General features: G+C 62.7%; 10 protein-coding genes. 7 read left to right on the top strand and 3 right to left on the bottom strand.

Annotated features, from left to right (window positions below):
* The 3 genes from AYJ54_RS53310 to AYJ54_RS44115 all read left to right on the top strand — a co-directional run.
* The coding region (locus tag AYJ54_RS53310; protein WP_245329318.1) for a LysR substrate-binding domain-containing protein at positions 1-345 on the top strand (345 nt) is incomplete at its 5' end.
* A gap of 266 nt (positions 346-611) precedes the next feature.
* Positions 612-1,517, top strand: coding sequence for a VOC family protein (locus AYJ54_RS44120; RefSeq protein WP_245329317.1), 906 nt, complete (start codon positions 612-614; stop codon positions 1,515-1,517).
* 80 nt (positions 1,518-1,597) lie between these two features.
* Positions 1,598-1,993 carry a YciI family protein gene (locus AYJ54_RS44115; RefSeq protein ID WP_201724333.1) on the top strand — a complete coding sequence of 132 codons (396 nt, stop codon included), beginning with the start codon at positions 1,598-1,600 and terminating at the stop codon, positions 1,991-1,993.
* 1,039 nt (positions 1,994-3,032) lie between these two features.
* On the opposite strand, the gene AYJ54_RS50985 is transcribed toward AYJ54_RS44115, so the two are convergent.
* Complete coding sequence (locus tag AYJ54_RS50985; protein WP_161491950.1) at positions 3,033-3,188, bottom strand: hypothetical protein; 156 nt, start codon at positions 3,186-3,188, stop codon at positions 3,033-3,035.
* Positions 3,189-3,285: 97 nt separating this feature from the next.
* On the opposite strand from AYJ54_RS50985, the gene AYJ54_RS44110 reads away from it, so the two are divergent.
* From AYJ54_RS44110 to AYJ54_RS44100, 3 genes are all read left to right on the top strand, one after another.
* Positions 3,286-5,607: a molybdopterin guanine dinucleotide-containing S/N-oxide reductase gene (locus tag AYJ54_RS44110; protein WP_063708768.1), complete on the top strand. Its 2,322-nt coding sequence runs from the start codon at positions 3,286-3,288 to the stop codon at positions 5,605-5,607.
* Between the two features lie 37 nt (positions 5,608-5,644).
* Positions 5,645-6,388 carry a hypothetical protein gene (locus tag AYJ54_RS44105; protein WP_245329316.1) on the top strand — a complete coding sequence of 248 codons (744 nt, stop codon included), beginning with the start codon at positions 5,645-5,647 and terminating at the stop codon, positions 6,386-6,388.
* A 407-nt stretch (positions 6,389-6,795) separates the two neighbouring features.
* Positions 6,796-7,308, top strand: a complete 513-nt coding sequence (locus AYJ54_RS44100; protein ID WP_063708740.1) for a DUF1294 domain-containing protein — start codon at positions 6,796-6,798, stop codon at positions 7,306-7,308.
* A gap of 203 nt (positions 7,309-7,511) precedes the next feature.
* Here AYJ54_RS44100 and AYJ54_RS53305 read toward each other — a convergent pair whose 3' ends face one another.
* A complete protein-coding gene (locus AYJ54_RS53305) occupies positions 7,512-7,766 on the bottom strand; it encodes a hypothetical protein (RefSeq protein ID WP_245329325.1) in 255 nt (84 codons plus the stop codon).
* Here AYJ54_RS53305 and AYJ54_RS44095 point away from each other — a divergent pair.
* Positions 7,656-10,946 (top strand): adenylate/guanylate cyclase domain-containing protein, encoded by a 3,291-nt coding sequence (locus AYJ54_RS44095; protein ID WP_245329323.1) that lies wholly within the window; start codon positions 7,656-7,658, stop codon positions 10,944-10,946. The genes AYJ54_RS53305 and AYJ54_RS44095 overlap by 111 nt on opposite strands.
* 14 nt (positions 10,947-10,960) lie before the next feature.
* Here the strand turns inward: AYJ54_RS44095 and AYJ54_RS44090 are convergent, their stop codons facing one another.
* On the bottom strand, positions 10,961-11,845 hold the full coding sequence (locus AYJ54_RS44090; protein ID WP_063708738.1) for a LysR family transcriptional regulator: 885 nt from the start codon (positions 11,843-11,845) through the stop codon (positions 10,961-10,963).
* Between the last annotated feature and the right edge of the window lie 26 nt (positions 11,846-11,871).

Raw genomic sequence — 11,871 nt, 5'->3', positions numbered from 1 at the left:
CATAATTGCATTCGGCTTCGGCTGTCCGCCGGCGGGTTCATTCCATGGAAATTCATCACTCAGGGCAAGGCTGCTGAAGTCGAGGTCGAGGGATCGCTTGTCTTAGACGACCCGCAGCTGGTGGTCCGCGCCGCACTGGACGGTATAGGAATCGCCTATCTTGACGAGGACTATGTGGCTCCGATGATCGCCGATAGGCGCTTGGTCCGCCTGCTGGAGGAGGCCGTCCTGCCGACAACCGACGGGTTCTTCCTGTACTATCCGAGCCGACGGCAAAACTCGGCGGCCCTCAAGGCGTTCATTGATTTTCTTCGTGCTACCTTGCGCCCCCGAACTGCGGAGTGAATGCGATCTGCGATTTCGCCTTTTCATAGGCTGACTGCTCGGGAAGGCAGCCCACTCGTGTCGATTGACGGCATGCACCTTTGGATCGGCGCAGTTCGGCAAACGCTACTTTTAGACCACATCAAAAAGTATGTTTGGGATTCCGCCGATTTTGTTCCCACGTCCGATGCCAATCTTACGCTCAGTATTGAGGCGGCTGTCAGGCCGCGAACTGCAGCACTGGGCTGTCGGCGGGATCAATAGCCATGACTCACTTGATAAGGCAAATGGGCCACGTGACTTTCGGGACCCCGGATCCGGAGCGCTCGGCTCAGGATCTTGTCGATCTCGTCGGATTGCGGGTAAGCGGTCGGCATGACCGGACAGTATTTCTTACTTCGAACGAGCGGCTCTACGAGATCGCGTTTCGGCAAGACACGGAGCGCTACGTCGCCACTGTTGGCCTTGAAGCCATGGACGCCCACGCGGTAGACGAGGTTTACCGTCGCGCGATCTCCGATGGCCTCGAGGTGATCGACGACAGACCTCTCGGCCCGGCTATAGAGCATGCGGTACGTTTCAAGGCGCCGTTTGGCCTTATTATCGAAGTACATACACCCGTGAAGCGCAGCGAAGCGGCACGCTATATCGGACCCGGCTCGCGCCCTCCACGCATCGAGCATGTAAACTTCAAGGTACCCGACGTCCTTGCCGTGCGCGATGTCTTCACAAACGTGCTCGGGCTCAAGCTGTCGGACCGCACGACGGGTGACGAGTTCAACTGGTTTCGTGCTCACGACGGCTATCATCACACGGTGGCGGTGTTTCGCGGCGAGCCCGCCTTGCATCACTATGCGTTCGACTTCCACTCCCTCCAGGATCTGGCGCGGATAGCCGACAGTCTCGTACTCAAGGATCGGACGTTGCTGTGGGGACCCGGGCGGCATGGCGCCGGTGGCAATGTCTTCCAGTATTACGTTGATCCCAATAACTGTGTGGTCGAGATGTCGGTCGGAATGGATCGCATTTACGATGATGCGCTGTATCAGGCGCGCGACTGGGAGATGATGGCATCCCATCGCTGGATCAATCTCTGGGGTTCAGCGCCCCCCAACAATTTCAGCGAGCCGGGCGTCGCTTTCGCGAGTACGCCGATTGATCTGAAGCCGGGTGGCATCCCTCCATCGGTTTAGCCCGAAATGGGGCCGGAATATCCGCCGCGCATGGATCAGATCAAGCCTCCATTCGCACAAAACAAGCTCAGGAGAAGACGATGATGACGAAGACGCGTGTCACTAAAGACGAGGTTCTCGAAGCAAGCGGCGGGATGTTGAAAAAACAGTTCTACGTGGTGTTCACGACGCCGACGAATGGCATAGCCCCGGTGATGGAGAAACTTCCCGCCCACCTCGCGCACCAATGCGAGATCGAGCGCCAGGGCATCATGGTTGCGGCGGGACCGCATTGGACGGATGATGAGCAATTTTGGGACGGCGATGGCATGTTCGTGATCCGCGCCACCTCGCTTGCACACGCCACCGAGATCGCTGCGTCTGACCCGATGCACAAATCCGGTGCGCGCGCATTTACGGTGCGGCCATGGCTCATCAACGAGGGCGGACTTGTCGTTAAATTGAGTTTCTCGGATGGGAAGATGACGATCGATTAGCGCGCACGGTGGAGAGCTGGCCGGAAAGCAGGCCGCTGTATATCCGGATCTGCTAAGACAGAACTGGAGCCGGTGAGGTGCGCGAGCGGTCGCGCGCCAGCCATCGCGATGTTCTCAAGCCGAGTCTCTCACGACGTTTCACGACGAACATCCTGCACGATTCTCGAGTTCTACGAGCGCTTCGAAATCCATACATGGGGACGGCACAACGCGGATAGCAGTACGTAGGATGGTTGAGCACTTGCGAAACCTATCATGCGTCATTGCCGGATAAAGCCCAAGCGGGGAGCTAATCTTGCGCGCCAGTCGTGCGTCGTCTTTGCCCGACGGGCAAAACACGCACCATTCGACCTCTTCGTCAACCCTTCCCCACAAAAATATTCCACTTTACCGAAATTCGGATTTGTCGTATGTGTCGCCCATCCCGGCTCACCAAGAGGGGCGATCGTACGTCGTCACGATTCGCGGGCCGGGTTGCGGTGGACGCGGCAGCGTCGGCACGAGAGGTGCGGGCAGGGCGGGTAGTCCCTGTGAGCCCGAAACGGCGTGCGGATGAGCGGCGCTGTAAGGTTCGTCTCGTCAACATTTCTCCGGCACCGTCGACAAAGCCGGAGAACCCTGTGGCGACAGATGAACGCGCGTACGGCAAAACCGTGTGGTCCTGGCCGTCGTTGCTACGGTCAAGCTTTCTGCGGAGGTGCACGCGAGTCCAACCGGGCGGACTGCATCATCAATTCGCGGGGCGAGGGAGGCCAGAGGGAATTCGGCTCCCGGGAGAGCACGGCATAAGCCGTCAAACCACTGCGCAGGGAAGGCCGCGTGTTGGGCTTCACCTGTATGCCGCTGTGCAGTTCTTTATGCGCTACATGCGCGCAGCGGACCGTGGGTGCCAGCCGGCACCCGGCCTTCCCTGCGCCCTCTTGGAGAGAAGAGGGTGAGGAGATGGAGCAAAGCTCGGGCGAAATGTGCCGCGAGAATGCGAAGGTGTGTCTGCGGGTTGAGATGCGAGTGGAGGATGGCAACGCCACACCTTACTCCGTCATTGCGAGCGCAGCGAAGCAATCCAGGAATCTTCCCGCGGCGACAGCCTGGATTGCTTCGCTGCGCTCGCAATGACGACGTGGAAGCCCTGCGCCCCGAAGGCCGCGGCCGGTGCGACCTGCGCGATGTCGCTACCGCTTGTGCATTTCGACATGGGTCATCCATTGCTCCTCGGCAGAGCGGATCATTATACTCTCCCGATGATTGCGAGGAGAGCGCGCCGATCGCCGCTCGGGGACAAGGAACACGTGATGGACGAGACAATTGGCCACCCCGATCCCGGCCTCGACCTGTCGGACGGTTTCAAGCCGCATACCTCGCACTGGGGCGTATTCTCGGCGCGTCATAGCGAGGCTGGGCTCGAAGTCAGGCATTATGCGGCGGATCCTGATCCGAACGGCATCATCGACAATTTTCCCGGCGCGCTGCGCCACCAGGCGCGCATCGCCCAGCCGGCGATCCGCCGCGGCTGGCTCGAGCGTGGCCCCGGCCCGGATGACCGCCGCGGCCGCGACGAATTCGTCTCCGTCAGCTGGGAGAAGGCGCTCGACCTCTTGGGGGACGAGCTGTCGCGCATCCGCGACACGCGCGGCCCTGGAGCGGTGTTCGGCGGTTCCTATGGCTGGTCGAGCGCGGGCCGCTTCCATCACGCGCAGAGCCAGGTTCACCGCTTCCTCAACGTCGCGATGGGCGGCTATGTGCGTTCGGTCAACACCTATTCATCGGGCGCGTCCTCGGTGCTGCTGCCGCAGATTTTGGCCGGCTACGAAGACATCACCAAGCGCAACGTCACATGGGAGCAGATCGCAGCCGAGACCGAGATCGTGCTGGCGTTCGGCGGCATGGCGCTGAAGAACTCCATGGTCGCTGGCGGTTCGATCAGCAAGCACGTCGAGCGCGGCGCCATGGCAGCGGCGCGCCGGCGCGGCTGCGAGTTCATCCTGGTCAGCCCGCTGCGTGACGATCTGCCCGCGGAGACCGGTGCCGAATGGATGACGTGCGTGCCCGGCACAGACACGGCGCTGATGCTCGGCATCGTCCACACGCTGGTCGCGGAAAGCCTGCACGATCAGGCCTTCCTCGATCGCTACACCGAAGGCTGGCCGGTCTTCCTGCGCTATCTCACCGGGGAGAGCGATGGGCAAGCCAAGCACGCCGAGTGGGCGGCCGCGATCTGCGGTCTCGATGCCGCGACGATCCGCAAGCTCGCGCGCCGCCTTGCCGGCAAGAGGGCGCTGATCACCGTCTCCCATTCCTTGCAGCGCTCGGAGCATGGCGAGCAGCCGGTGTGGATGGGCATGGTGCTGGCGGCGGCGCTCGGCCAGATTGGCCTTCCCGGCGGCGGCTACGCCTATTCGCTCGGTGCGATCGGCTATTACGGCCGCCGCGTCAACGACGTGCCGGGGCCGACGCTGGGGCAGGGGCGCAATGGTGTCGCGGATTTCATTCCGGTGGCGCGCATCGCCGACATGCTGCTCAATCCCGGCACCACCTATCGCTACAATGGCGAGACGCGTACCTATCCGGACATCCGTCTGGTCTACTGGGCCGGCGGCAATCCCTTCCATCACCACCAGGATATCAACCGCCTGCGAAAAGCCTTCGCGCGGCTCGACACACTGGTCGTGCATGAGCTCGCCTGGACCGCCACGGCGCGCCACGCCGATATCGTCCTGCCCTCGACGATGACGCTCGAGCGCGAGGATATCGGCTATTCCACCAACGATCCCCTGATGGTTGCCATGCACCGCATCGCCGAGCCGTTCGGCCTTGCGCGCGATGACTATGAGATTTTTGCCGATCTCGCCGATCGTCTCGGCGCTCGCGAACCCTTCACCGAAGGGCGCACGTCACGGCAATGGCTGGAACATCTCTATGAGCCGACCCGCGCCTCGCTCAAGGCGCGCGGCCTCGAGGCCCCGAGCTTCGAGGAATTCTGGCAGCGCGGCAGTCTGGTCGTGCCGCAACAGCCCGACGACGGCGGCAGGCTGCGCCGCTTCCGCGAGGATCCGGTCACCCATGCCCTGCCGACGCCGAGCGGACGCATCGAGATTTTTTCGCAAAAGATCGCGGGCCATGGCGATGCCGATTGTCCGGGCCATCCGGTCTGGCTCGAGAAGACCGATGTGCCGAAGCCAGGTGCGCCGTGCTTCCTCGTCGCCAACCAGCCGGTGACGCGCCTGCACAGCCAGCTCGACTTCGGCGGACATTCGCTTCAAGCAAAACATCGCGGCCGCGAGGTCGCGCGCATGAATCCGCGCGACGCGGACGCGCGCGGCATCAAGGATGGCGACATCATCCGCCTCTTCAACGAGCGCGGCGCCTGCCTCGCCGCGGTGCATGTCACCGACGGCATCGCGCCCGGCGTCGTCCAGCTCCCGACCGGCGCCTGGTACGACCCGATGGATCCCGAGGACGAGGCACCGCTCTGCGTTCACGGCAATCCGAACGTGCTCACTCGCGACATTGGCACCTCATCCTTCGCGCAAGGCTGCACCGGCCAGCTCACGACCGTCGAGGTGGAGCGGTTCACCGGCAACCTGCCGCCAATCCGCGCGTTCGATCCGGTGTAGCGAGCGTAGGATGGGTAGTTTGCTTGAGGGAGCGTTGATGAGTTGGTTCGGCCAGCGCAAACGGTCGCAGATCACCAACCCGGTGAGCGGACAGTTGCAGGTCATGGCCTGTTCGCCATTCCCCGACGCCGCCGGCGAGATGGTCCTCCATCCCAAGTGCGACATTGACGGGGTGATCACCGCAGAGCGCCTCGCAGCAACCGCCGTGCAGTACAGCGGCTACGGCGTGCCCAAACCGAAATGGCCCCGTCCCGGCTTGGTGCTCCCCGTCACCGTGGACCTCGCCGATCCGAACCGGTTCAGGATCGAATGGGATCAGGTGCCGACGGGGTTCGAGGCCGCTGAAAGGCTCGCCGAGAATCTGCGCAGCCAACAACTCAGCGAGCAGCAGGCTGACGCGCACCGTGATCACGCATTTCCCCGCGTCTGGCGCGAGGTGGAGCATGCCGCGTCGTCGCCGACGCTGGCCAACGGCCTCACGCCGCAGCAGACGGAGATCGCGCTCGCCGGCGGCGCCGCGGCCCTCGGGCTCGTGCCGACTACGGCGAAAGTGTTGACCGCGAACGAGGCGGGACCGAGCAGCGCACCGGGCGGGACGTGGGACATCGCCGTCTTGGTGAACGATCCGAACTGCGGGCCGCCTGGGCAAGCAGTGACCCGCATGTCCTTCAGTAGCTCTGAGCGCCGCGAATTGCGCACCACGACGGGTTGCGCATTGCCCGTCCTTGTCGATCCGGACAATCACAACCGAATCATCGTTGATGTCGCGCGTCTCTCCTGATCGATTCACGAGATTGCAGCATTTCCCATCCCGCCACGGCAGCCTGTGGTGTTTGAGCTTGCAAGAGCTCAACGAGAGATGTGTGCTTTTACGCTCGCAGTCCTGACCAGCAGCGAACGGGAAAAAATAGCAGGCGTGTGAACCGTCTCATATTTCAATCGACTCCTATAGAGCGATCATTCCCGCACCTGATCGTCGTGCCCGGAGCCAGTGGTTCGCGCGCACACAATGCCGGCGACGCCTTCTGCTCGCCAAACTTGAATCGGCCCCCGTCTTGCTCTCGTGCAAGCAGGCCCCGCAGATTTTTTCGAAAGTGGAATGAAGCGCATCGCGAAAGGTGTCTACCAGCACCTCTTTCGGGGTCGGCCGGTAGGCCGCTACTTATACTTACTTAATAGGAGCGTTCCATGAAGAAAAACAATGCGGTCTTCAGCGCACTATCGGTAACAAGGCGCACCGGCAATTTTCGGATCCCCCGTTCCAGCCTGATCAAATCGGCCCATCTGCTTGAAAGGCTTGGCCTCGCAGCCGTCGGGGGCGCCTGCGGCCTCTACGTGGGTGCAATCCTGTTGCGTCACGAAAGCGGATTGTTTGAGAGCGGCTGGATCGTGCTGCTGACGATGCTCTATGGAGCCGTGAGCTACTATGTCGGGATCGATCTGGCCGGCAGCAAGGCTCGGAAATCGAATTCGAGCATCTCCGAAGAATGGGATGGCTCCGATGCGCCCGAGATCATCAGCGCAGCCGGAACGTTTGGCGCCGCGATTGCTGCAGCTCTGTCCGTCAGCATCATTGTCCTTGACCAGAATGTCCCCGGCGGAGCGATCGCCGTTGTCGCAGGCTGTTGGTTGACGGGCTCTTCGCTTCAAGTGGTCGCGGGCACCATGGCCCGCAACAATGACACCGCGGACAAGGAGTAATGAAAGCTTTGCTCACGAAAAGAATTCTGCCTGCGCATCGTAATGTGAGCGCAGCCACATCGCTGCGGGCCGACTCTCGGTCAGAAAACGAGAGATCGTGAATCATTCAACCTCGATTGCCGGACGCTGCGCCGGCGAATTTGAGCGGAGCAGTCATACGCATCGGGCGAGTTCCGCCTGCAACGGCATCGATACTGAGCAACCTATGTTGCTGTTGTCGTAAACAAGGCGTGCCACCATGTTGATGTTGGGATATCGTCCCGGCACGCCGTGATCCAGAACTCTGCTAACTGCCAACCAGACCTTCGGTGGTGCCTATGCAGCAGATCGCGGAGTGGCTTGAGAATCTGGGGCTTGGGCAATACGCACAGCGTTTTGCCCAAAATGGGATCGACATCGGCGTTCTTCCCGAGCTGATGGATGAGGATTTCGACAAGCTCGGAGTTCTGCTCGGCCATCGTCGTAAAATGCTGCGCGCCATTGCGGAGCTCGATCCGGCCGCATTGATCGCATCGCCGGCCCCTCCTCACGACGCTGAGCGGCGCCACCTCACGGTCATGTTTTGCGATCTGGTCGGCTCGACTGCGCTCTCCGCGCGCCTCGATCCAGAGGATATGTGGGAGGTGATCCGTGCGTATCGCGCCGCCTGTGCGAACGTCATCGCCTCTTATGACGGCATGATAGCCCGGTTCGTCGGCGACGGAATACTCATCTATTTTGGCTATCCCCGCGCACACGAGGATGATGCGGAGCGCGCAGTCCGGGCGGGACTCGACATCGTCATCGCAATCAGGCAGCTCAAGACACGCGAACAGGTCGAGCTGCGGATCGCAATCGCGACCGGGCTCGTGGTGGTCGGTGATCTCGTCAGCGGAGCTGCATCGGAGGAGCAGGCAACGGTCGGTGAGACATTGAACCTCGCTGCCCGGCTCCAGGGGCTGGCGGAACCCGGCGCAGTTGTCGTTGCCGCGTCGACGCGCCGGCTGCTTGGCGATCTCTTCACGTTTCGCAATCTCGGCCGCCGCGAGGTCAAGGGTATCTCCGAACCCATCGCGGTCTGGGCGGTCGAAGGTGCAGCCGCATCGGAGAGCCGCTTCGAGGCGGTCCGCGCGGCCCGCTCGATCGGCTTCGTCGGTCGCAAGGAGGAGATCGAATTCGCGCTCGCGCGCCAGCGGCTGGCATGGCAGGGGCAGGGCCAGATGATTTTAATTTCCGGCGAAGCGGGCATCGGCAAATCGCGCATGGTTGCAACGCTCTCCGAAAGCCCCGCGTTGGGCGCCCACCGCCGGGTGCGGTATCAATGCTCGCCCTACCACACCAACAGTGCGCTTCATCCCTTCGTCGCGCAGCTCGAGCGTGCCGCCGGCATCCGGTCGCACGATGCGCCTGCGCAAAAGCTCGACAAGCTCGAGGCAATGCTGGCGCTTGGAACACAGTTGGTGGCCCGGGCGACACCGCTCATCGCGGCTCTTCTTTCGATTCCTACCGGCGATCGCTATCCGCCGCTCGGCCTGAGCCCGGCGCAGCAGCGGCGACAGACGTTTGCGACCCTTCTCGATCAGCTCGAGGGGCTGGCGCGGCAGCAGCCTCTGCTGATCATCTGCGAGGACGTGCATTGGGCCGATGCCACGACACTTGAACTGCTTGATCTCGCAGTCGACCGGATCAGGGGCCTGCCGATACTCGTGCTCATGACCTCCCGGCCCGAGTTCGAGCCATCCTGGGCCGGCCTTGCAAATGTCAGCCTGTTGCAGCTCGACCGGCTTGACCGACAGGATACGCGGGCCCTGGTCGAGCAGGTGGCCGTCGGCCGCCAGCTGCCGCGCGAGATGATGAAGCAGATCATCGACAAGACCGACGGAATCCCGCTCTTCGTCGAGGAATTGACCAAGATGGTGCTGGAATCCGGGCTGCTCGTCGAGGACGCCGGGCGCTATCGCCTCGATAGTCCGCTTCCGCCGCTCGCTATTCCCGCGACGCTGCAGGATTCCCTCATGGCGCGGCTCGACAGGCTGGCTCCGGTCAAGGAGGTAGCGCAGATCGGCGCAGCGATCGGCCGCGAGTTCTCTTACGCATTGCTGAGATATGTGGCGGGGCGCGATGATCTGACGCTGAGCGCCGCGCTAGCGCAGCTCGAAGAGGCCGAACTGCTGGTGCGTCGCGGATCCCCGCCCGAAGCAAACTACAGTTTCAAGCATGCGCTCGTTCAGGAAGCGGCGTACGAGAGCCTGCTCAGGAGCAGGCGCCAGGTGCTCCACAAGCACATCGGCGATGCCCTGCGCGACAAGTTTCCACTCGTCGCCGAGACTGAGCCGGAAGTTCTGGCACACCACTTCACCGAGGCGGGGCTCAGCGAGGTCGCCCTCGAATGGTGGCGCAAGGCAGGCCAGCAGGCGTTGAAACGATCGGCCTATTCCGAGGCCATTGCACATCTTCGCAAAGCGATTGCCGTTGCTGATGAGCTGCCTGATGAGCCCGGCCGGACGATGAGCAGGCTCCACCTTCAAATTGCATATGGCCGCGCATTGCGGGGCAGCCTCGGGCACAGCGCTCCCGAAACGGTGGCCGCATGGACGCGTGCCCGGCAGCTCGCAGCCGACATCAATGATCCGGTCGAACTTGCGCCGATCCATTCGGGCCTTTTCAACGCCTGCCTGACGCATGGCGAGATCGCTCCGATGCGAGAATTGGCGAATGCCATCGCGAGTGCCGCCGAGCGACGGCCGGAATCGCCGGTGGCCGCCGTCGTCGCGCACTGGACGAGCGGTGTGACCTGCTGGTTCGGAGGCGACTACTTGAACGCGAGAATGCATCTCGAGCGGGCACTTGCGATCTATGATGCCGCGCCGGATCCCGCGACATTCAGGGCGTCGGCGCTGGATCTTCCGTTCGTCATCATGAGATTTCTTGCGCTCGTGCTGTGGCCGCTTGGAAGGATCGATCGCGCGCGCCGCCTCGCCGCAGAAGCGGTGCGTGCTCCAGGAGAAAAGCGGGCGCTTTCCCAAGCCAATGCGCTCGTCCACAGGGCTGTTTTCGACGGACTATGCGGCGGTAGGTTGCAGCAGACAGAGACCATCCTGGCGCTGGGGCTGGCTCGCGACCACACGATGCCCTTGTATGTGGCCGCCGGCACCTACCTGAATGGCCTCGCGAAGTGGCGCGCAGGCGACCGAGTGGCGGGGCTCGCGGACATGCGCCTTGGCTTGACCTCGCTGCACGAGAATGACTGCTACCTCTGTGAACCGTTTTGGGGCATGCATGTTGCCATGGCAGAAGCAGAGGCGGGTCAACTCGAAACCGGCTTGGAAATGCTGAGGGAATTGATCGCATGGACCGAGCATTCCGGTCAGCGTTGGCTTGATGCCGAATTGCATCGCGCGCGGGGTGAGCTTCTATTGCGTCACGAGCCTCCGAGCCTTTCCAGTGCCGAAGATGCCTTCGGCAGAGCCCTGGAGATCGCGCGGGGCCAGCAGACGAAGACTTTCGAGCTACGCAGCGAACTTGGACTTGCACGCATGCGCAATACGAAAGGCCGATCGGCATTCGAGGCGCTCGCTGCCGTTGTCGCAGAATTTGATGCAGAGCAAGTACTTCCCGAAATCGAAGAAGCAGAAAGGCTGCTCGGGAGCAAACGCTAGCCAGTTCGCGCTTGTCAGCGCACAGCCCGGAACGCCAGCTCGCGCAGCCGGGGCAGGGCGGTGTTGCGGTTGTCGCTGCGCCAGATCGCGTGCAACTCGGCGAAGACCGATGGTCCGAGCCTGATCGGGCGAAATACGACGTTGTCGAAGCAGGCGTTGCGGGTCTCGTCCGGGACGATCGCGAGGCCGAGTCCCGCGCTGACCAGGGACAGGATGGCCTGTGCCTGGCTCATCGCTTGCACGACCTGCGGCCGAACGCCGTTGGTGTCGAACGCGGCTGTCAAAAGCGCGCGCATATATGGTCCGCCCGGCGAATACATGATGAAGGGCTGACCTTCGAGATGCGACAGCTCGGGGCGGCGGCGAACTGCGAGCGGATGGTCGAGCGGCAGCGCAAGGGCAAGTCCCTCGCGGAATACGCTCGCGCTTCTGATCGGCGCTTCCGTCTCGATCGGGCGAACGAGGCCGAGATCGATCCGCCCCGACCTCAGCGCATCGAGTTGCTGACGCGACGTCAGCTCTTCGAAGGTGATCTCGATATCCGGCAGCTCGTCGCGGACGCGCGTCGCGAGCCAGGGCAGATAGCCGTAGGTGGTGGCGCCGACGAAGCCGATCGACAGCGCACCGCCGGCGAGCGAAGCAGCTTGCCGGGCGGCCTTGACGGCGTGCTCTCGCTGCTGAAGCAACGTGCGTGCCTCGCTGAGGAATGCACGTCCGGCTGCCGTCAGCCTGACCGATCGGCTGGTGCGCTCGAGGAGTTTGACACCGAGCGTTCCCTCCAGGAGCTGGATTTGCCGGCTGAGCGGGGGCTGCGTCATGTTCAGCCGCTTGGCCGCGCGACCGAAATTCAGCTCGTCGGCGACTGCCACGAATGCCCGCACCTGCCCGAATTCGACCATTGATACCTTTTCTGGATCAATTAAAT

Source organism: Bradyrhizobium centrolobii (assembly GCF_001641635.1).
GTDB lineage: Bacteria > Pseudomonadota > Alphaproteobacteria > Rhizobiales > Xanthobacteraceae > Bradyrhizobium > Bradyrhizobium centrolobii.
Note: the sequence above shows the minus strand (reverse complement) of the source record. Positions and strands in the feature narration are given on the sequence as shown.